We start from the raw sequence: 19,928 nt of genomic DNA on the forward strand, positions 1-19,928 counted from the left end.
GCTGCCGATCGTGGCGCATGCCCAGGAACAGTGGGACGCAGTGGTGGACCCCCGCACCGACACGCTGGGGAGGGCGCTCGAACGCGCCGCGGCGGCGGGCGGCAGGCCCTATCGCATCCTGATCCGCGAAGGCGTGCTGGTCGAAAAGCTGACGATCGTGGTGCCCAACCTGGCGATCGTCGGCAGCGGGCCGAAGACGGTGCTGAGTTTCGGCACCTACGCGGGAATGCGCCACCCCGACGGCAAGAATTGGGGCACCGGCCGCACCGCGACGCTGCGCATCGAGGCCCCCGGCACGACGCTGCGCAATCTGACGATCCGCAACAGCTTCGACTATGTCGGCGCCAAGCGCGACGGTGACGGCAATGGCGCGCAGGCGGTGGCACTGCTGATCGGGCGCGATGCGGATCGCACGATAGTGGAGGACTGCCGGCTCGAAGGCTATCAGGACACGCTCTACGTTCAGGGCCGCTCGCGGATCGCGAACTGCAAGATCCTTGGTGGGGTCGACTTCATCTTCGGCGGCGCCGCGGCCTGGTTCGACGCTTGCGAGATCGTGACGCGCGCGGTGCCCAACGCGCCCAATCACGGCTACCTCACCGCGCCGAGCACCCCCGCCGCCCAACCTTTCGGCTTCGTCTTTTCGCAATGTCGCCTGACCCGCGAACCCGGCGTCCCCGCGCGCTCGACCTGGCTGGGACGGCCGTGGCGGGCAGGGGGCAATATGGCGCTTACGGGCCAGTCGGTCTTCCTCGATTGCTGGATGGACGCCCATATCAAGCGCGAGGGCTGGACCTGGATGGGCTATAAGGGCCCCGACGGCGAGCAGCGCCGCCTCACCCCGCAGGAAGCGCGGCTGTTCGAATTTGGCAGCCGCGGACCGGGGGCGGGGCCAGCATCGCCGACTCGGCGGATATTGGATGCGGCGGCGGCGCGCGCATTCACGTGGAAGAATGTGCTCGGCGAATGATATGTCGCACGCCGGAACCGCTCCGTCGCTCGGGCTTCCTTTAGGCACTTCATATCCCAGCGCTGCGGTGTAGATTGCGACTCGCAAGCTTCGGAGAATCGCCATGGGTCTCGGTGCGCTGTCTCTTCCACACGGCCTTTCGCTGGTGACGATCGCCGATGCCCCGCCCGCCGCCTGGTCGGGCCTTTTCAAGCCGCGCTCCCGCCTGCACATTCCCTATGCCGCACGGACCAAGGCCGAGCGGAACCTGCTCGGCGCCCGGCTCGACGCCGCGGTGACGCTGGCGGACGACGCGGTGCTGCTCGTGGCGCATGGTGCGAGTTGCTTCGCGACGGCCTGGTGGGCGCGACTGTCGCCCAAAACCTATGTCTCGCGGGTGGCCGGCGCCCTCTTCTTCCAGCCAGTCGAGGAAAAGGGTGGGGTCGAGGGGCTGCTTGATACCTTCGCGTCGCCACGCACCGCATTGCCATTCCCATCGATCGTGCTGGGCGCGGACAGCGCGCAGGGGGAGATATCGGTGCAGATCCGGACGCTTGCCGCGGGGTGGGGCAGCGCCGTTGTCGAACGCGGCGAGGCAAGCCCGCTGCGACGGACCCGGCTGGCGATCGAGCGCTTTACCGCCGCGGTCGTCGAGCGCGATGTCCAGGTTGCGCACCGGCTGATAGGCGCGGGATCGAGCGCATCGCGTCCGACGCTCTTGAGGCGCCGGGCCGATCCGGGTTAGGGTGCGCGCGGGGGCGCTGCTGGAGAAACCTATGGCTCGCATCACCACATTCGCCGCCGCCGCGATTGCCCTCACGGTCCCAGTCGCTGCGCTCGCGCATCATGGCTGGAGCGCCTATGACGAAAGCAAGCCGATCACCGTCACCGGATCGCTGACCAGCGTCAGCTGGGGCAACCCGCACGGCAGCGCCAAGATGCGCTGGCAGGGCAAGGAATGGGATGTCGTATTGGCCCCGGTTTCGCGGATGGAGGCGCGCGGTCTCACGGCGGCGATGATCGACAAGGGTCAGCCGATCACGCTGACGGGCTATGCCCGAAAGGACGGCAGCGCCGAAATGCGGATCGAGCGCGTGAAGGCCGGCGACAAGATCGTCGAACTGCGCTGAGGCGTGGAGGCCGCGCTGCTCGGGCTGGCGGGCCGGCTCGACTCGACCGGGCTGAATGCGTGGGCCAGCGGAAGCGCCTGGGCCTATCCGCTCGCTAATTCCATTCACCTGTTGGGGCTGGTGATGCTGGTGGGCGGGATCGCCGTGGTCGATCTGCGGCTGGCGGGGCTGTGGACGCGACTGCCCGCCAGAGAACTCTCGCGCGCGCTGACGCCGGTGGCGATCGCAGGGCTCGCGATTCTGGTTGCGAGCGGCACGATCCTATTTGCCGCCGACGCGACTGCGCTGGCAAGTTCGGCGACCTTTCACCGCAAGCTCGTGCTGATCGGCTTGGCGCTCGCCAACGCGGCGCTGTTCCGCTGGCTATGGAAGCGGGGCGCGATGCCGGCGGCGCTGGTGCGGGCGCTTGCTGTATCGTCGCTGCTGCTTTGGCTTGCAGTGGGCACGCTCGGGCGGCTGATCGCCTATAGCTGAAGGCGGATCAGCAGATGACCAGGGTGAGCGCCCGCATCATGCTGCGCGCGATCGGGGCGTCGAAGCGGCAGCCGATATGGGTGCCGTCGCTCCACACCACCGTTGCGGCGACGGGCAGATCGCTGCGGAAGCTGAGCCAGAGCCGCTCGCCGGCCGGGTGGACCGAGGTGCAGGCAAGGCGGCAGCCATAAATGGAAAGATCGCGCAGCGTCGCCTCGACGGGGGGATCGTCCTTCCGGCGGACAGTAGCGCGGGTGACGAGGATGCGATGCCGCACGTCGCGGCGCTGATCGACCGATGCGGGCGCGACGCTGCGGAACTGCGAAAGTCTTGTCGCCATGCTCGTCCTGCCCTCCCAGCGGCGACGCTAGTGCAGCACATCTCAACAAGTTCTTAAGCAAAGCTGGCGGACCACCATTCGCCAAACCGGGCTCGCTCTGCCTCGGACAGATGGAGCGCCAGTTTCGAGCGGCGGAGCAGGACGTCTTCGGGGGTCCGTGCCCACTCGCGAGCCTGCATCCAGCGCGCCTCTACTTCGGTGAGACCGCCACCGAAGGCGGTGCCCATCGCCGCCTCGTCGGCAATGCCTTCCAGCATCTCGGGCAGGAGCGCCCCATAGGCATGCGCCATCCGGCGCGCGCGCTGCGGGCCGAGGAAGGGCCAGCGCGCGGTAACCTGGGCAAGATGGCGCTCGAAGCCGGCGATGGCGCCCCCGGGGAAGACGCGGGCACGGGTCCTGGGGGCGGGGTCGATGCCCAGGGCCGGGCCGATTCTCTCGATCGCTTCTTCCGCCAGCGCGCGGGCGGTGGTGATCTTGCCGCCGAAGACCGAGAGCAACGGTGGGCCGTCGCTATCGAGTTCGAGCACATAGTCGCGGGTGACCGCCTGCGCCTTGGCCGCGCCGTCGTCATGGAGCGGTCGGACTCCGGACCAGTTCCAGACGACGTCGCTGGGGGCGATCTGCTTCGTGAAATAGCGGTTCACCGCAGCGCAGAGATAGTCGGTCTCCTCGGGGGAGCAGATCGCATCCTCGGGACGGTCCACGGGAATGTCGGTCGTGCCGACCTCGGTGAAGGCGCTCTCGTAGGGGATGGCGAAGACGATGCGCTTGTCGGGCTGCTGGAGGATATAGGCATGGTCGCCGTCGAACAGGCGGGGGACGACAATGTGGCTCCCCTTGACCAGGCGAACGCGCGATTCGCTGGCGACGCCGAGGTCTTCGAGCAAGGCGCGAACCCAGGGGCCGGCGGCGTTGACGATGCCGCGCGCCCGAATCTCGCGGCCGTCGGACAGCGTCGCGCGCCAATGCCCGCCTTGTCGCCGGGCGGAGACCAAGGCGGTGCGCGTGGCGATCTCGGCGCCCTGCGCGGCCGCGTCCTGCGCGTTGGCGAGGGTGAGGCGGGCATCGTCGACCCAGGCGTCCGAATAGACGAAGCCGCGATGATCGCCGGCGAGCGGATCGGTGAAGGCCCGATCGTCGGCATGCAGCCCGCGCGATCGTGGGAGCGAGGATCTGCCGGCGAGCAGATCGTAAAGATAGAGGCCGATGCGCACCATCCACCACGGCCGCACGGCATGGGCATGGGGAAGCACGAAGGTCATCGGCCGGACCAGGTGCGGGGCGGCGGCGAGGAGGCGCTCGCGCTCGTGCAGCGCTTCGCGGACCAGGCGGAACTCATAGGTTTCGAGATAGCGCAGGCCGCCATGGATGAGCTTCGTCGAGGCCGAGGAGGTGTGGCCGGCGATATCGTCCTTCTCGACCAGCAGCGTGGTGAGGCGATTCAGCGAGGCCTCGCGGGCGATCGCGCAGCCGTTGATCCCGCCGCCGACGATGAGGAGATCGTAGCTCACCGCGCCACGCTAGGCATTTGGAGAAGCGGGCACGAGTCCCTATCTTGAAGCCCGATGACAAAGCCCAAGCAACGCGCAGGGCTGCCGACGCGGCAGCAGATCCTCGATTTCATTTCCAGCTCGGACACGCCCGCCGGCAAGCGCGAGATCGGCAAGGCGTTCGGGCTGCACGCGCAGGACAAGATCGCGCTCAAGCAATTGCTCAAGGACATGGGCGACGAGGGGCTGATCGACAGTGCTCCGGGCCGCGCCTTCCACAAGATGGGCGGGCTGCCCAAGGTGACCGTGCTGCGGATCGCCGATGTCGCCGACGGCACCGTCTGGGCGGTGCCCGAGCGCTGGGAGGCGGAGGGCATTCCCCAGCCGCGATTGCGGGTGCGCGAGCGGGGCAAGCGCGGGGCGCTGGGCGTCGGCGACCGGATCCTGGCGCGCACCGAAGAGGCCGGAAACGGTTGGATCGCGCATCCGATGAAGAAGCTCGAGGGCGGCGAGGAGCAGATGCTCGGCGTCGTCCATGAAGAAGGCGGGCGGCTCTATCTGCAGGGCATCGACAAGAAGGACCGGACCAGCCTGCCGATTTCCGAGCGCAACGGCGCAGAGCCAGGCGATCTGGTGCTGGCCAACAAGGCGGGGCGCCCGCCGCGGCTGTTCGCGCATGTCACCGAGCGGCTGGGCGACCCCTTCCAGCCGCGCAGCTTCTCGCTGATCGCGATCCACAAGCATGGCATTCCCAACGTCTTCTCGGACGAGTTGCTCGAGGAGGCGGAGCGGGTCTCGAAGCAGGATCTGGGCAAGCGCGAGGATCTGCGGCATCTGCCCATCGTCGCGATCGATCCCGCCGACGCGCGCGATCATGACGATGCGGTGTGGGCGACGCCCGACGACGATCCGAACAATGAAGGCGGCTGGAAGGCCGTGGTCGCGATTGCCGACGTCAGTTTCTATGTCCGGCCCGGCTCGCAGCTCGACAAGGAAGCGCGCAAGCGGGGCAATTCGGTCTATTTCCCCGATCGCGTCGTGCCGATGCTGCCCGAGATACTGTCGGCCGAAGTCTGTTCGCTGAAGGAAGGCGAGGATCGCGCGGCCTTGGTCTGCCACCTCCAGGTGTCAAAGGCGGGCGAGCTCAAGAGTTGGCGCTTCACCCGCGCGGTGGTGAGTATCGCCGCCAACATCGCTTATGACGATGCGCAGACGATCATCGATGGGCCCGAGAGCGAGCGGGCGTTGCTCGACGAGCGGCTGACGCTGGGCACCGAGCGGCGCGCGGCGATCGAAGCGGCGCTCAAGCCGCTGTGGGATTGCTGGGGGGCGTTGTTCAAGGCGCGCGAGAAGCGCGAGCCTCTCGACCTCGACCTCCCCGAGCGGCGGATCGTGCTCGACGAGCAGGGTCGGATCATGTCGGTCGCCCCGCGCGAGCGGCTCGATGCGCATAAATTGATCGAGGATTATATGATCGCGGCCAATGTCGCCGCGGCCAAGGCGCTGGAATATAAGAAGGCGCCGGTGATGTACCGCGTCCATGAGCCGCCCGCGCGCGAGAAGCTTGTCGCGCTCAAGGAATATCTCAAGACCTTCGAGGTCGAGTTCGCGCTGGGGCAGGTGATCAAGCCTGCGACGTTCAACCGCATCCTCGAGAAGGTCGGCGATGCCGATTTCCGCGCCGAAGTGATGCAGCAGGTGCTGCGCTCGCAGACCCAGGCCTATTACGGGCCGGAGAATGCCGGCCATTTCGGGCTGTCGCTGGGCAGCTATGGCCACTTCACCTCGCCGATCCGCCGCTATGCCGATCTGATCGTCCATCGCTCGCTGGTGCGGGCCTATGATCTTGGGCCCGGCGGGCTTAGCGCTGAGGAGGCGGTCAGCATGGACCGGATCGGCGAGAGCATCAGCCAGCTCGAGCGCCGCGCGATGGAGGCGGAGCGCGAGACGGTGGATCGCTATGTCGCCGCCTATCTCTCGGCGCATGTCGGCGAGGTGATGGATGCGCGGATCACGGGCGTGCAGAATTTCGGCTTCTTCGCGACGATCGAGGGGATTGGCGGCGACGGGCTGGTGCCGGTGCGCGATCTGGGCACCGAATATTTCCGCTACGACGAGGCCAGCCAGCGGTTGGTGGGCGAACATAGCGGCGAGTTTTTCGCGATGGGGCAGCGGCTCAAGCTACGGCTCGCGGATGCGAACCCCGTCTCGGGCGCGTTGCGCTTCGAGCTTCCGGACGGGAAGGGGAGCGCCGGCGGTCGCGAGGAGCGCGGCGGCGGCGCGAAGCGGGTGATCAAGCATCGCGGGCGGCCCGCGAATATCCGCCACCAGGGGCGCAAGCGATAGGCGATTGAGCGGCTCCGACTTTCGTGCCAGCTTCGGCGCGTGACGATCGGGAGGTGGTTCATGCTTGCAGCGTCACCGGCACCTACAATCGCAGCGATGATCGTCCGCGCGCGGCGCAAGATCGTCGGGCATTTCTTCGTGCATCACGCGATCAGCGCCGAGGATGCGGTGGCCTATGTGCCGCAGCGGCGGATCATCCAGCATCAGTTCGATCGGATGCGCCGCGGCGGCGTGATCCGCGAGGCGTCGCCGGGGCGCTACTGGATCGACCTGGCGGCGTATCAGAGCGAGCTGGACCAGCGGCGGCGGGTGTTGGTGCCGATCGTGATCCTGACCTGCCTGGTGATCGCCGGGGCGATCCTGTTCGCATATCGCACATAGGCGAAAGTCACAGAAAGTCGCACCAACGCACGTTTTTGCGAACAGAAATATTCAATTAAATCAATATCTTAGCAATTTTCGGCCGTGACTCTTGGCCTTGTCAAAGAGCGCGCTCGCGGGCCCCCGGGGCTCGCGACCGAAGCGGATGCAAGCAGACGGAATCCTACATTGCAAGCAAATGGTGCCGGGATGTTCCTGGCGGAAGGCGGGGCGCCTCAGTCGATCGTGAAGGTCACCCCGGCCTTTGCCTCCAGCCGCTGCACCAGCGCCTCGGGCATCAGCGCCCCCGCGGTCCAGATGCCGCCCGCGCCCGCGACATCGTCGATCAGGCACAGCGCGCTTTCGGCGATCATCTTGCTGGTCGAGCCATAGCCCGGATCCTTGTCGCCCTTGACCGTCGCGCTGATGCGCTCGCCGGAGGGCATCTCGGCGATGAAGGCGATGTCGTAAAATCCGGTCTCGCGCTCCTCCCTGCTCGGGCCTTCGCCGGGGGCGGGGCCCTTGTCCGCGGTCATCGGATTGAGCTTGGCGATCGCTTCGGCAGCCGCCTTGCCGATGTCGCCCAGGCCCGGCGCAATCATCATCTCGTCATATTGGAAGTCCGCGCCATAGGGGTGGCCGGCCAGGAAATTGGTGCGGTGGATATTCTTGGTGTTGATCACCGCCATCATGAAGGGCGCGACCCAGCCGCCGACTGCCTCGTCATGGTGCGGGACCATGCCATTGGGCTGGTGCGGACCCTGGAAGCCGGGGGTGAGGCCGAACGGGTCGATCATGATCTTGAGGATCGAGGGATCCTTGGCAGCCGCCGCCATCGTCGCCTTGCCGCTGGCGAAGGTGCCGCCCGAGAAGGTGCCCTTCATCGCGCGGATGCGGCCCTTCACCCGCGGCGCGGGCTTGCCGAAGCGCTTGATCGCCTCCTGCTGCACGGTCCAGACGCCGAGATCGAAGGGGATCGAGTCGAAGCCGCACGAAAAGACGATCCGCGCGCCCGATCGTTTGGCGGTGGGCTCATATTTGTCGATCATCCGCCGCATCCAGTTGGGCTCGCCGCACAGATCGACATAGGCCGTGCCGGTATCGGCGCAGGCGGCGAGCAGCTCCTCGCCATAGAGCTGGTAGGGACCGACGGTGGTGATCACCACCTGCGCGCGGCCGACCATCGCGCGCAGGCTGGCGGGATCGTCGGCATTGGCGGTGAGGAGCGGAGTCGCCGCCGGGGCGCCGATCTCGTCGCGCACCTCTTGCAGCTTGCTGAGCGAGCGGCCGGCCATCGCCCATTTGCGTTGCGGATAGTGAAGCGCGAGATATTCGGCGACGAGCCGGCCCGTGAAGCCGGTGGCACCATAGACGATGATGTCGAATTCGCGGATGTCGGCCATTTTCAGCTCCCCTCCCGCTTGCGGGAGGGCTGGGGGAGGGCCTGTCCACGCGCGGTGTGTTGTGTGGAGAGAGACATGCCCTCCCCCGACCCCTCCCGCAAGCGGGCGGGGAGAAGAATCAAGCCGCTTCGTTGAATTGCAGCGCGGCGAGCCTTGCATAGAGGCCGCCCTTGGTCACCAACTCGGCATGCGTGCCGCTTTCGACGATGCGGCCTTCGTCCATCACGATGATCCGCCCCGCGGCGCGCACCGTGGCGAGGCGGTGGGCGATGACGAGGGTCGTGCGGTGCTGCATCAGCCGTTCGAGCGCGTCCTGGACCAGCCGCTCGCTTTCGGCATCGAGCGCGGAGGTGGCTTCGTCGAGCAGCAAGATCGGCGCATCGCGGAGCAAGGCGCGGGCGATGGCGACGCGCTGGCGCTGGCCGCCCGAGAGGCGCGCGCCGCCCTCGCCCAGGAAGGTGTCGAGCCCTTGGGGGAGGCCGCGCAGAAATTCGCTGGCATTGGCCGCGTCGGCGGCCGCCCATAGCTGTTCGTCGCTCGCGTCCCAGGCGCCGTAGCGCAGATTGTCGCGCGCGCTGGCGGCGAAGATCACCGTTTCCTGCGGTACGATCGCCATACGCGCGCGGATTTCAGCGGGATCGGCTTCGGGCAGGCGGACGCCGTCCACGCGAATGTCGCCCGCTTCGGGATCGTAGAAGCGCTGGAGCAGCTGGAACAGCGTCGACTTGCCCGCGCCCGAGGGGCCGACCACCGCGACGGTTTCGCCGGGCTGCACGTCGAGCGAAAATTGGTGGAGCGCGGAGACTTCGGGGCGGGAGGGGTAGCGGAAGGTGACCTGATCGAAGCTGAGCGCACCGCGGGCGGGTTGGGGCAACGGCAGCGGGTTTGCCGGGGCGGCGATATCCGGCTCCTGCGCCAGCAGCTCCGCGAGGCGACCTGCGGCGCCCGAGGCGCGAAGCAGGTCGCCATAGACTTCGGTGAGCGCGCCGAACGATCCGGTGACCAGCCCGGCGGTGATGACGAAGGCGGTGATCGAGCCGCCCGAGATGCGGCCCTCTGCGACTCCCGACACCGCATCCCACATGATCAGGGTGATCGCGGTGAAGAGCAGGCCGATGACGAGCGCGGTCATCACCGCGCGCAGCGCGAAGCGGCGCTTGGCGGCGGCGAAGCTGCGCCAGACGGCATCCTGGAAACGCTTCGCCTCGCGCGCTTCCTGTCCGAACGCCTGGACGATGCGCATGGCGCCCAGCGTCTCGGAGGCGATCGCGCCGATATCGGCCACACGGTCCTGGCTCGATCGTGACAGGGTGCGGACCCGCCCGCCCAGCCAGACGATCGGCAGGACGATGATCGGGATGCCGACCAGCAGATAGGCGGCGATCGCGGGAGCGAGCGCGAACAGATAGATGATCCCGCCGATGCCGGTGAGCAGGTTTCGCAGTGCGGTGGAGACCGTGCTGGCGACGACCATCTCGACGATCGCCGTGTCCGAGGTCAGCCGCGAGGCGATCTCCGACGGGCGGTTTTCCTCGAACCATTTGGGCGGCTGGCGCAGCAGGTTGCGGTGCACCGCGCCGCGCATGTCGGCCACCGTGCGCTCGCCGACCCAGGAGACGAAGAAGAAACGGATTGCCGTCGCGACCGACAGGACCAGCACGACCAACAATAGCCTATGGAAATATTGGCCGATATCCGCCGATTCCGCGTTGGCGCCGAAGCCCTTGTCGACGATCAGCTGGAAGGTGCGCGGGATATACAGCGTCGACACGGACGATGCCACCAGCGCCAGCGTGGCGATCGCCAGCTGCAGCGGATAGCGCCGCGTGAAACTCCAGATGATCCTCAGATTGCTGAGCTTGCGCTTGGGCGCGGCTGCAGACGGGGCGGTTTCGACCATTGCGGGGAACTAGCCGCATTGTTGCGCAAGGGGAACCACCTGCCGACCTGTGGGATTTATCCGACAACGTTGCACCGCAACAGGTGCTGGTTATATATGGGTATGGATCGCCGCCGTTCGCAACGGGGGACGGTGGAAGGAATTGGATGCTCTACGACGCATATGAGATGCAGCGCAGCTGGCTTGCAGGCGCCAGCGCGATGGCGAATATCGGTGCCGGGCTGCTCAACAATCCGACCAATCCCTTCAGCTATTTCGGTGGTGGCCCGGTCCTGGCCTCTGCGCTGGAAGTGTTCGCGCACGCATCCGCGCCGCGCGGCAAGCCCGATTTCGGGCTCGACCATACCCTGATCGATGGCAAGGCGGTGGATGTTCACGAGGAAATCGTGTTGCGGAAGCCGTTCGGCCAATTGAAGCATTTCGTGCGTTCGGGAATCGAGGGCGGGCCCAAGCTGCTGATCGTGGCGCCGATGTCGGGCCATTATGCCACGCTGTTGCGCGGCACGGTCGAGCGGATGCTGCCGGTGGCGGACGTCTACATCACCGACTGGCGCGATGCGAAGCAGGTGCCGCTTTCGGACGGCAGCTTCGATCTGGACGACTATATCGATTATCTGATCGCGTTCCTGGAGCATATCGGCGCCGAGGGCGATCCGCGCGGGCATATGCTGGCGGTCTGCCAGCCGTCGGTGCCCTGTTATGCCGCCGTGGCGCTGATGAGCGCGGACAAGCATCCCAACCGCCCCAAGACGCTGAGCATGATGGGCGGGCCGATCGACACGCGCGAGGCGCCGACCGCGGTCAACACGCTGGCGACCGAGCGTCCGCACAGCTGGTTCGAGAAGAATGTCATCGCGACGATCCCGGCCACCTATGCCGGCGCCGGGCGCCGCGTCTATCCGGGCTTCCTGCAGCTGGCCGGCTTCATGACGATGAACCTGGGCAGCCACATGATCAGCCACTGGGAGATGTTCAAGCATCTGGTCGAGGGCGACGACGACAGCGCCGAGGCGACGATGGCCTTTTACGAGGAGTATCGCTCGGTCTGCGACATGACCGCCGAATTCTATCTGCAGACGATCGACGTGGTGTTCCAGGCGCATGCCTTGCCCAAGGGCGAAATGCTGCACCGCGGACGCAAGGTCGATCCGTCGGCGATCACCGACGTCGCGATCCTGGCGATCGAGGGCGAGCGCGACGATATTTCCGGGCTGGGCCAGACCAAGGCGGCGTTGACGATCGCGTCCAAGCTGCCCGATTCGATGAAGCAATATTATATGGCCGAGGGCGTCGGCCATTACGGCATCTTCAACGGATCGAAGTGGCGCACCAAGATCGCGCCCGCGCTCGAGCGCTGGATGGCGACGCACGACTGATCAGTCGTAGGCGTGGACCAGGGCGCTCCAGATCAGGAACGCCGCCACCGCCCAGATCAACAGGACGATCAGCACGCCCGGCCAGCTGACCGGGCGGCGTGTCGCCCGTTCGGCGGCGGCACGATGCTCGGCGAACTGCTCCGCCGGGATCAGCTTCTCGAACAGCCATATGCCCAATGGGATCAGGATCGCATCGTCGAGCAGGCCGAGGACGGGGATGAAGTCCGGGATCAGGTCGATCGGCGATAGCGCATACGCGGCGATGAGGATGCCGACGGCGCGCGCGGCCCAGGGCGTGCGGGGGTCGCGCACCGCCAGATAGACGGCATGCGCTTCGGTGCGGATGCGATGTGCGAGCGATGGCCCCATGATGCAGGGGATCGCCTGCAAGCCGTCTGCGGGTCAAACCAATTATCGTCATCCCCGCGAAAGCGGGGACCCATCTCTTGCACGCGCCGCAAGAACGACGGCGATGGCGGATAGGATAGTCCGGGAGATGGGCCCCCGCTTTCGCGGGGGTGACGGATCGTTACTGGACGCTCAGCTCTCCGCTGTCGTGCCGACCACGGCGTGGCTGCCGCTCTCGCTGCTCTTGATCGTGCCGCCGAACAGCATCTTGAGCTTGCCGGTCACCGACATGTCGGTCTCCCAAAGCTCGGCGCTGTCGATGTCGAAGCGCAGCAGCGCGAGGTTGGGATCGTTCTTGCCGCCGGGGAACCAGGCCTCGACCTGCGGATTCCAGAGCTTCTCGATCTGGGCGAAATCATTGTCGATCCGGGCGTTGCCGGCCATGCAGGCGAAATAATCATGCCCCTTCGACACGAACTGCGCCATCGCCGGGCCGCCCTTGGCGAGGCGATTGTCCTTGCCGACGAAGAAGAACAGGGTGTCGACCTGGTCCTCGTCGAGCTGGGCGGTGAGCGGGATGCTGTGCCCGCCGTCGGTCAGCCCGACCATGGCGAAGGGGCTGTCCGCCATCTTCGCCCAGAGGTCCTTCTTGAGTTGTGCATTGTCCGCCATCTTGCTCTCCGAATGTGGTTCGCAAGGAGTAACGATGCGCCGGTTCAGGCGTTCCCGAACGCTGCCGCGGCAGCGCCCAGCAGCTCGAGGTCGTTGCGGTTGACCAGCGATACCGGCACCTCGGCGAGCTGCCGGCGGAACGAGGCCTTGCTTTCCATGCGGCGGCGAAAGCCGGGGTCCATCAGTTGCGGCTGGAGCGCGCGGGCGATCGCGCCGGTGAGAAAGACGCCATCCCACGCGCCGAATGCGAGGACGAGATCGCCCGCAAAGGCGCCGAGATGCTCGACATAGAGTTTGACGACTGCCGTCGAGACCGGATCCCGGCCGATGCCGCGAGTCACATCCTCGGGCTTTTCCAGCTTGCGGCCGCCGGACAACGCTTCATAGCCGAGCAGCAGCCCGGGGGCGCTGAGCAGGCTCTCGACATCGAAATGCATGCCCTTGGCGGTGCAATAATGGGCGAAGCTGCGCTCGTCGGTGCTGGTTGCGGCGAAATCCATATGGCCCGCCTCGCTCTCGACGGGCACCAGCCGGTCGCCGGTGGAGATCAGCGCGGAGACGCCGAGCCCGGTGCCTATGCCGATCACGACATAATTGCCGCCCGGCTCCACCGCCTTGGGCGCGGGCCCCGCGAGCCGGGTGAAGGCAGCGGCGGGAAGCGTCGTCAGCGCGAGCGCATTGGCCGCGCATTCGTTGAGCGCGCGCGGGCGGACGCGCAGGACCGCTTCCACCCCCGAGAGCGAGATATACCAGCGGCTGCCGGTCAAATTGATCAGATCGCCGCGCGCCGCGCCCGCGACCGCCAGCACGCTGGGCAAGCGCGCGTCCTGCAGCCCGACGATGTTGAGATAGTCGACCAGCGCGCTGGTGAAGGTGGGATGTTCGGCGGTCATGAACTTGCGCACTTCGCGGGGCGTGATCCCCCCGTCGCCGCCGGTCAGGCCAAATCGCACCGATTGGCGGCCAATATCGGCCACCAGCGCCAGCTCCTCGCCCATCGGCGGCACCCCTCCTGCGCCCGCCATGTGGCAGGTCTATCGATGGTACCGCTAACAGGCGTGGGTTAAAGAACAATAGCGCTTTGCAACGGAGTGCCCGCAGGCACCCCGCCGCAAAGGATCAGAGAACTTCGAAAAGCCCCGCCGCGCCCATGCCGCCGCCCACGCACATCGTCACGACGACGTACTTCGCGCCGCGGCGCTTGCCTTCGATCAGCGCGTGGCCGGTCATGCGCGCGCCGCTCATGCCATAAGGATGGCCGATCGAGATCGCGCCGCCGTTGACGTTGAGCAGCTCGCCGGGGATGCCGAGCTTGTCCTGGCAATAGAGCACCTGCACTGCGAACGCCTCGTTCAGCTCCCAAAGGCCGATATCGTCCATCTTGAGGTTGAAGCGCTCGAGCAGCTTGGGGATCGCATATACCGGGCCGATGCCCATCTCGTCGGGCTTGGTGCCGGCGACCGCCATGCCGACATAGCGGCCCAGCGGGGTGAGCCCGCGCTTCGAGGCGAGCGATTCCTCCATCAGCACGCTGGCCGAGCTGCCGTCGGAGAGCTGGCTGGCGTTGCCGGCGGTTACGGTGCCGTTCGGGAGCACCGTGTTGAGCGACTTGAGGCCTTCCAGCGTGGTGTCGGCGCGGTTGCCCTCGTCCTTGGTGAGCGTGACTTCCTTGGTGGTGACTTCCTTGGTTTCCTTGTTGGTCACGTTCATCGTTGCGGTGACGGCGACGATCTCGTCGTCGAACTTGCCCGCGGCCTGCGCGGCGGCGGTGCGCTGCTGCGACTGGAGGGCATATTCGTCGCAAGCGTCTCGGCCGATGCCGTAGCGCGCGGCGACGACTTCGGCGGTCTGCAGCATCGGCATGTAGATGTCGCCGTGCATCGCGAGCAGCTCGGGATCGGGGGCGATCCGCATCTGCGGGGTCTGGACAAGGCTGATCGATTCGACGCCGCCGCCGATCGCGACGTCCATATGATCGACCGTAATCTGCTTGGCGGCGGTGGCGATCGCCATCAGGCCCGAGGCGCATTGGCGATCGAGCGACATGCCCGCGACGGTGACGGGGAGGCCGGCGCGCAGCAGTGCGTTGCGGGCGATGTTGCCCGCGGTGCTGCCCTGCTGGAGCGCGGCGCCGAACACGACATCCTCGATTTCGCTGGTGTCGATGCCGGCGCGCTCGACCGCGGCGCGGATCGAGTGGGCGGCAAGGGTGGGGGCGGGGAGATTGTTGAACGCCCCGCGATAGGCGCGGCCGATCGGGGTGCGGGCGGTGGACACGATGACTGCGGAGCGAGACATTGGTTTTTCCTTTTTCTGCTCCCCTCCCCGCAAGCGGGAGGGGGACTTAAACGTAAATCAGCGCCACCCACTCCGCGATGAGCGCGGGCTTGGGCTCGTCCTCGATCTCGAGCGTGTACAACTGCACTTGCTCCCAAACGCCGGGCTTGCGTTCGATAAATTTGAGCAGTTCGAAACGCCCGCGAACGCGCTTGCCCGAGCGGACCGGGGTGACGAACCGCACTTTGTTGCCGCCATAATTGACGCCCATCTTCGCGCCCTGGATATTGGGTGCGCCGGTCCTGGCGGCAAGCATCGGCATCAGCGAGAGCGACAGGAAGCCGTGGGCGATCGTGCCGCCGAACGGGGTCTGCGCGGCGCTCTCCGGATCGACATGGATATATTGGTGATCGCCGGTCGCCTCGGCGAAGGTGTCGATCATCGCCTGGGTGACTTCGACCCAGTCGGACAGGCGCTCGGTGCCGACGCTGGCGGCCATCTCCTGAACGGTGATCGTATCCACAGAGACTATTCTCCCGCGCGCGTTTCTCGCATAGCGCAGGCCATCCCTAGAGAAACAGGTGGGGCTCCCGCAAGCCTCGCAAGACCGAGAATATGAAAATGACAGCTGACGTAGCGTCCTCCCCTCGCAGCCGGATGGCAAAACTGCACCGCGCGAGCGAACCCGATGTTCTAAAACCGCTTCTGGAGCGTGCGAGGCTTACCCCCGAGTCGCGCGGAAACGTCATCGGCTACGCGTCGGGCCTGCTCGCCGATCTACGTGCGGCGCAGAATAAGGGCTGGGTGAACCAGTTCCTCCAGGAATATCGGCTCAATTCGTCCGAAGGCGTCGCACTGCTGAGCCTGGCCGAGGCCTTCCTGCGCGTGCCCGATCCCGAGACCGCCGATCTGTTGATCGCCGACAAGCTCGGCGATGCCGACTGGAAGACGCATGCCGGCAAGTCCAATTCGATGCTGGTCAATTCGGCGACCTGGGGGCTGATGCTGGGCCGGGCCGTGGTCGGCGAGCAAGGCGGAGTGCTGCGGCGGCTGATCAACCGCGCCGGCGAGCCGTTCGTACGCCAGGCGGTGGGCGCGGCGATGAAGATGATGGGCGAGGTCTTCGTGATGGGCCGCACCATCGACGAGGCGACCCGGCGGATGAAGAAGCCCGAGCATGAAGGCTTCACCGCGAGCTTCGACATGCTGGGCGAGGCGGCGCGTACGAAGGCCGATGCCGAGCGCTATTTCGCTTCCTATTTCGATGCGATCCGCGCGGTGGGGCGCAACCCGCAGGCGGGCAATTCGATCTCGGTGAAACTGAGCGCGCTGCATCCGCGCTACGAAGTCGGCCAATATGCCAGATGCGTGCCCGAGCTGACCGACATGCTGGCGCAGCTCGCGTCGGAGGCGGCGCGGCAGAATATCCCGCTGACGGTCGATGCCGAGGAGAGCGAGCGGCTCGACATGAGCCTAGACATCATCGGCGAGGTGGCGCGGCGGCCCGAGCTCAAGGGCTGGGACGGCTATGGCATGGCGGTGCAGGCTTATGGGAAGCGCGCCCGCGCCGTGATCGACTGGGCGGATCAGCTCGGTCGGCCGATGCATGTCCGGCTGGTCAAGGGCGCCTATTGGGACAGCGAGATCAAGCGGACCCAGGTCGAGGGGCTGGCGGATTATCCCTTGTTCACGCGCAAGGCGGCGACCGACGTCTCCTATCTGGCCTGCGCGCGCGACATGCTGGATGCGAAGAATATCGTGCCGGCCTTCGCCAGCCATAATGCGCTGACGGTGGCGACGATCCTGGAATGGGCGGGGGCGAGCCGCGATTTCGAGTTCCAGCGGCTGCACGGAATGGGCGAGGGGCTCTACGAGCGGCTGGTGCGCGAACAGGGTTATCGCTGCCGCATCTATGCGCCGGTGGGCGGGCATCGCGACTTGCTGGCCTATCTGGTGCGGCGACTGCTGGAGAATGGGGCGAATTCCTCCTTCGTGCACCAGCTGGCGGATGAGGGGCTTTCGGAAGCGGAATTGCTGGCCGATCCGGTGGAGAAGATCGCGGCGGTGGGGGGATCGCGGCATCCCAGCATCCCGTTGCCGGTGGATTTGTTTGGCGCGTGGCGGAATTCGGGGGGGATCGATCTGGCGGAGCGAAGCGTGCTTCTGGACACTGCGCGCGCGATCGCAGCCGTTCCCCTCCCGCTTGCGGGAGGGGTTAGGGGAGGGGATGCTGTCTCTTCGGCGCGCCCTGCGGACAGCCCCTCCCCCGACCCCTCCCGCGAGCGGGAGGGGAGCGCTGGAGCCGCGATCTCTCGCGCCCAGGCGGCGTTCGCGGACTGGTCCGCCACGCCCCTCGAAACCCGCGCCCAGATCCTCGAGCGCCTGGCCGATCTACTCGAGGAGAATCGCATCGAACTGATGGCGATCTGCGTGAAGGAGGCGTTCAAGACGATCCCCGATGCGCTCGGCGAGGTCCGCGAGGCGGCCGATTTCTGCCGTTACTATGCCGCCCGCGCGCGCGCCGACCTGGCGCCGGTCACGCTGCCCGGGCCGACCGGCGAGCGCAACGAATTGCGGATGGAGGGCAGGGGCGTCTGGGCGACGATCGCGCCGTGGAACTTCCCGCTGGCGATCTTCCTCGGCCAGACCGCGGCGGCTTTGGTGACCGGCAACACGGTCGTCGCCAAGCCGGCGGTGCAGACGCCCGAGATTGCGCGGCTCGCGGTCCGGTTGGCGCATGAGGCAGGCGTGCCCGAGGATGCGCTGATCCTGGCGCCGGGCGGGCCCGAGGTCGGCGCGGCGATCGTTGCCGACGTGCGGATCGCCGGGGTCGCTTTCACCGGGTCGACACCCACCGCAAAGAAGATTGCGCGGACGTTGCTGCAGGATGAAGATCGCCCGATCGTGCCGCTGATCGCCGAGACGGGCGGGATCAATGCGATGATCGTCGATTCGACGGCGCTGCCCGAACAGGTCGTCGCCGATGTGCTGACCTCGGCCTTCCGCTCGGCGGGGCAGCGTTGCTCGGCGTTGCGGTTGCTGCTGCTCCAGGAGGAAGTCGCCGAGACGGTGATCGAGATGCTGCGCGGGGCGATGGAGCTGCTCGTGCTCGGCGATCCCGGCGATCCCGCGACCGATGTCGGGCCGGTGATCGACCAGGCTTCGTACGACAAGCTGATGGCCTATCGCGAGAGCGCGAAGGGGCAGTGGCTCAAGACCGTGGCCGTGCCCGCTGAGGGGCTGTTCGTGCCGCCGACGATGATCCGGCTGGATTCGATGGATGCGCTGACGCGCGAATGGTTCGGGCCGATCCTGCACGTCGCGACCTGGGAGGCGGGGAAGCTGGAGGAAACGATCGCGCGGATCAACGCGAAGGGCTTCGGGCTGACGATGGGGCTGCACAGCCGCATCGCGCGATCGGGCGACCTGGCGGAGGCGCGTGCAAGGGTCGGCAATCTCTACGTCAACCGATCGATGATCGGCGCGGTGGTCGGATCGCAGCCCTTCGGAGGCGAGGGGCTATCGGGCACGGGGCCGAAGGCGGGCGGGCCGCATTATCTCCAGCGCTTCTGCGCCGAGCGCTCGGTGTCGGTCGATACGACCAGCGCGGGCGGCAATGCGACGCTGCTGAGCCTGGACGAGGGCGGGATCTAGCCGGGGTTGCGCGCTTCCTTCGCGTCCGAGGGATCGTCGCCCAGGTCCATGCGGATCACCGGCTGGACGTCGGGATAGGGGTAGATGAGCGTGCCGTCGGGCGCGGCGGTGAAGGCGGTCTGGGTCGGATAGGGGATCGAGATGCCTTCGGCGGCGAAGCGCTTGAGGATGCCGACGATGACCTTGTCGCGGACAGCGTGCGCGGCGGGCCAATCGTCGCCGGGCACATCGAACAGCAGGACGAAATCGACCGAGCTCGCGCCGAAGCCCTCGAAGCTGGCGCGGGCGACGGTGATCCCCGGCTCGGCCTCGACGATCTCATGCATGATCGCCGGCAAACGGAGCAATTTTTCCGGCGGGGTTTCGTAGGCGACACCGACCGTCAGGCTGATGCGGACATGGTGCCGGTCGGAGATGTTCTGGATCTCCTTGTCGAGCAATTGCTTGTTGCCGATCACCCGCGCCTCGCCGGTGAAGGCGCGGATGCGGGTGGACTTGAGCCCGATCCGCTCGACCACGCCGCCGACTCCGTCGACATTCACCTTGTCGCCGACGTGGAAGGGCTTGTCGAAGATGATCGCCAGCGCCGCGAACAGATCGGCGAAGATACCCTGCGCCGCCAGACCGATCGCGATGCCGCCGACGCCGAGGCCGGCGACCAGGCCGGTGACGTTGACGCCCAGATTGCTGAGCACGACCACCAATGCGATCGAGAAGAGCGCGATCGATACGAGCAGGCGGATGAGGCCGAGCGCGCTGGACAGCGCCGCGCCGCGATGGGTCTCGGACGCGGTGCGATGCTCGACGAAGCCGAACACGATCTCGCGCACCCAGATCGCCGCCTGGAACACGGCCGCGATCGTGAAGAGGAAGGTGATCGTGGTGGTCACCATCGCCGGCGGGTTCGCATATCCCGACACCAGCCGCAGCGCGACCATCAGGATGAAGAAGTTGCCGGTCTTGGCCAGCGCCCGGCCGATGATCGAATACCAGTTGGCGATGCCCTCGCCGCGCTCGCACAGCCGCATCGCCCAGCGCCGCATCGCGTGGAGCAGCAGGATGACGATCGCGGCCACGCCCGCGGCAATCGCGATGTTCAGCCAGTGCGCCTCGATCCAGACAATCGAATCGCGGAGGAAGGTCGAGGCCTGGACCTTCAGATCGGCGCCCGGGGCGATGAGGGGGGACTTGGTGACATTCGACATGATC

The 19,928-nt window shown here is 66.8% G+C and carries 18 protein-coding genes; 8 read left to right on the top strand and 10 right to left on the bottom strand.

Going from position 1 to position 19,928, the window contains the following annotated elements; all coding sequences use genetic code 11:
• The first annotated feature begins 10 nt into the window (after positions 1–10).
• The 4 genes from OKW87_RS16460 to OKW87_RS16475 all read left to right on the top strand — a co-directional run bounded on the left by OKW87_RS16460 (position 11) and on the right by OKW87_RS16475 (position 2,553).
• Positions 11–970: a pectinesterase family protein gene (locus tag OKW87_RS16460; RefSeq protein WP_265541111.1), complete on the top strand. Its 960-nt coding sequence runs from the start codon at positions 11–13 to the stop codon at positions 968–970.
• A gap of 103 nt (positions 971–1,073) precedes the next feature.
• Positions 1,074–1,694 (top strand): alpha/beta hydrolase, encoded by a 621-nt coding sequence (locus OKW87_RS16465; protein ID WP_265541112.1) that lies wholly within the window; start codon positions 1,074–1,076, stop codon positions 1,692–1,694.
• A gap of 31 nt (positions 1,695–1,725) precedes the next feature.
• Complete coding sequence (locus tag OKW87_RS16470) at positions 1,726–2,079, top strand: DUF6152 family protein (protein WP_265541115.1); 354 nt, start codon at positions 1,726–1,728, stop codon at positions 2,077–2,079.
• Positions 2,080–2,082: 3 nt separating this feature from the next.
• Positions 2,083–2,553 (top strand): DUF6644 family protein, encoded by a 471-nt coding sequence (locus OKW87_RS16475; RefSeq protein WP_265541117.1) that lies wholly within the window; start codon positions 2,083–2,085, stop codon positions 2,551–2,553.
• Between the two features lie 7 nt (positions 2,554–2,560).
• Here OKW87_RS16475 and OKW87_RS16480 read toward each other — a convergent pair whose 3' ends face one another.
• Positions 2,561–2,893: a PilZ domain-containing protein gene (locus OKW87_RS16480; protein ID WP_265541119.1), complete on the bottom strand. Its 333-nt coding sequence runs from the start codon at positions 2,891–2,893 to the stop codon at positions 2,561–2,563.
• A gap of 53 nt (positions 2,894–2,946) precedes the next feature.
• Positions 2,947–4,404 carry a glycerol-3-phosphate dehydrogenase gene (glpD, locus tag OKW87_RS16485; RefSeq protein ID WP_265541121.1) on the bottom strand — a complete coding sequence of 486 codons (1,458 nt, stop codon included), beginning with the start codon at positions 4,402–4,404 and terminating at the stop codon, positions 2,947–2,949.
• A 54-nt stretch (positions 4,405–4,458) separates the two neighbouring features.
• Here glpD and rnr point away from each other — a divergent pair, with 54 nt between their 5' ends.
• Both rnr and OKW87_RS16495 read left to right on the top strand, forming a co-directional pair.
• Positions 4,459–6,729: a ribonuclease R gene (gene rnr, locus OKW87_RS16490; RefSeq protein ID WP_265541123.1), complete on the top strand. Its 2,271-nt coding sequence runs from the start codon at positions 4,459–4,461 to the stop codon at positions 6,727–6,729.
• Between the two features lie 39 nt (positions 6,730–6,768).
• Positions 6,769–7,110: a hypothetical protein gene (locus OKW87_RS16495; RefSeq protein WP_265541125.1), complete on the top strand. Its 342-nt coding sequence runs from the start codon at positions 6,769–6,771 to the stop codon at positions 7,108–7,110.
• Between the two features lie 215 nt (positions 7,111–7,325).
• Here the strand turns inward: OKW87_RS16495 and OKW87_RS16500 are convergent, their stop codons facing one another.
• Together OKW87_RS16500 and OKW87_RS16505 are read right to left on the bottom strand one after the other, a co-directional pair.
• Positions 7,326–8,492 (bottom strand): saccharopine dehydrogenase family protein, encoded by a 1,167-nt coding sequence (locus tag OKW87_RS16500; protein ID WP_265541128.1) that lies wholly within the window; start codon positions 8,490–8,492, stop codon positions 7,326–7,328.
• 118 nt (positions 8,493–8,610) lie between these two features.
• Positions 8,611–10,392 carry an ABC transporter transmembrane domain-containing protein gene (locus tag OKW87_RS16505; RefSeq protein ID WP_265541130.1) on the bottom strand — a complete coding sequence of 594 codons (1,782 nt, stop codon included), beginning with the start codon at positions 10,390–10,392 and terminating at the stop codon, positions 8,611–8,613.
• A 146-nt stretch (positions 10,393–10,538) separates the two neighbouring features.
• Between OKW87_RS16505 and OKW87_RS16510 the strand changes: the two genes are divergently transcribed.
• Entirely contained in the window at positions 10,539–11,768 is a 1,230-nt protein-coding gene (locus OKW87_RS16510; protein WP_265541132.1) for a polyhydroxyalkanoate depolymerase, read from the top strand.
• Here the strand turns inward: OKW87_RS16510 and OKW87_RS16515 are convergent, their stop codons facing one another.
• The 5 genes from OKW87_RS16515 to OKW87_RS16535 form a co-directional block, all read right to left on the bottom strand.
• Complete coding sequence (locus OKW87_RS16515; protein WP_265541134.1) at positions 11,769–12,137, bottom strand: YkvA family protein; 369 nt, start codon at positions 12,135–12,137, stop codon at positions 11,769–11,771.
• A gap of 171 nt (positions 12,138–12,308) precedes the next feature.
• Complete coding sequence (locus OKW87_RS16520) at positions 12,309–12,788, bottom strand: pyridoxamine 5'-phosphate oxidase family protein (RefSeq protein WP_265541136.1); 480 nt, start codon at positions 12,786–12,788, stop codon at positions 12,309–12,311.
• A gap of 44 nt (positions 12,789–12,832) precedes the next feature.
• Complete coding sequence (locus OKW87_RS16525; RefSeq protein WP_265541137.1) at positions 12,833–13,813, bottom strand: glucokinase; 981 nt, start codon at positions 13,811–13,813, stop codon at positions 12,833–12,835.
• Between the two features lie 94 nt (positions 13,814–13,907).
• Positions 13,908–15,086, bottom strand: coding sequence for an acetyl-CoA C-acyltransferase (locus tag OKW87_RS16530; RefSeq protein ID WP_265541138.1), 1,179 nt, complete (start codon positions 15,084–15,086; stop codon positions 13,908–13,910).
• A gap of 46 nt (positions 15,087–15,132) precedes the next feature.
• A complete protein-coding gene (locus OKW87_RS16535) occupies positions 15,133–15,588 on the bottom strand; it encodes a MaoC family dehydratase (RefSeq protein ID WP_265541139.1) in 456 nt (151 codons plus the stop codon).
• Between the two features lie 134 nt (positions 15,589–15,722).
• Here OKW87_RS16535 and putA point away from each other — a divergent pair, with 134 nt between their 5' ends.
• The gene (gene putA, locus OKW87_RS16540) at positions 15,723–18,719 is read left to right on the top strand and encodes a bifunctional proline dehydrogenase/L-glutamate gamma-semialdehyde dehydrogenase PutA (protein WP_443025061.1); all 2,997 of its coding nucleotides are present in this window, start codon (positions 15,723–15,725) and stop codon (positions 18,717–18,719) included.
• Here putA and OKW87_RS16545 read toward each other — a convergent pair.
• Entirely contained in the window at positions 18,716–19,924 is a 1,209-nt protein-coding gene (locus OKW87_RS16545; RefSeq protein ID WP_265541142.1) for a mechanosensitive ion channel family protein, read from the bottom strand. The genes putA and OKW87_RS16545 overlap by 4 nt on opposite strands.
• Positions 19,925–19,928 lie beyond the last annotated feature (4 nt).

Source organism: Sphingomonas sp. M1-B02, from assembly GCF_026167525.1.
Taxonomy (GTDB): Bacteria; Pseudomonadota; Alphaproteobacteria; order Sphingomonadales; family Sphingomonadaceae; genus Sphingomonas.

What these genes read in the sequence shown, in the direction of transcription:
- OKW87_RS16465 (WP_265541112.1), top strand. Translation starts at nt 1,074, where the DNA reads ATGGGTCTCGGTGCGCTGTCTCTTCCACACGGCCTTTCGCTGGTGACG.
- OKW87_RS16470 (WP_265541115.1), top strand. Translation starts at nt 1,726, where the DNA reads ATGGCTCGCATCACCACATTCGCCGCCGCCGCGATTGCCCTCACGGTC.
- OKW87_RS16480 (WP_265541119.1), bottom strand. Translation starts at nt 2,893, where the DNA reads ATGGCGACAAGACTTTCGCAGTTCCGCAGCGTCGCGCCCGCATCGGTC.
- rnr (WP_265541123.1), top strand. Translation starts at nt 4,459, where the DNA reads ATGACAAAGCCCAAGCAACGCGCAGGGCTGCCGACGCGGCAGCAGATC.
- OKW87_RS16500 (WP_265541128.1), bottom strand. Translation starts at nt 8,492, where the DNA reads ATGGCCGACATCCGCGAATTCGACATCATCGTCTATGGTGCCACCGGC.
- OKW87_RS16505 (WP_265541130.1), bottom strand. Translation starts at nt 10,392, where the DNA reads ATGGTCGAAACCGCCCCGTCTGCAGCCGCGCCCAAGCGCAAGCTCAGC.
- OKW87_RS16510 (WP_265541132.1), top strand. Translation starts at nt 10,539, where the DNA reads ATGCTCTACGACGCATATGAGATGCAGCGCAGCTGGCTTGCAGGCGCC.
- OKW87_RS16515 (WP_265541134.1), bottom strand. Translation starts at nt 12,137, where the DNA reads ATGGGGCCATCGCTCGCACATCGCATCCGCACCGAAGCGCATGCCGTC.
- OKW87_RS16520 (WP_265541136.1), bottom strand. Translation starts at nt 12,788, where the DNA reads ATGGCGGACAATGCACAACTCAAGAAGGACCTCTGGGCGAAGATGGCG.
- OKW87_RS16525 (WP_265541137.1), bottom strand. Translation starts at nt 13,813, where the DNA reads ATGGCGGGCGCAGGAGGGGTGCCGCCGATGGGCGAGGAGCTGGCGCTG.
- OKW87_RS16530 (WP_265541138.1), bottom strand. Translation starts at nt 15,086, where the DNA reads ATGTCTCGCTCCGCAGTCATCGTGTCCACCGCCCGCACCCCGATCGGC.
- putA (WP_443025061.1), top strand. Translation starts at nt 15,723, where the DNA reads ATGGCAAAACTGCACCGCGCGAGCGAACCCGATGTTCTAAAACCGCTT.
- OKW87_RS16545 (WP_265541142.1), bottom strand. Translation starts at nt 19,924, where the DNA reads ATGTCGAATGTCACCAAGTCCCCCCTCATCGCCCCGGGCGCCGATCTG.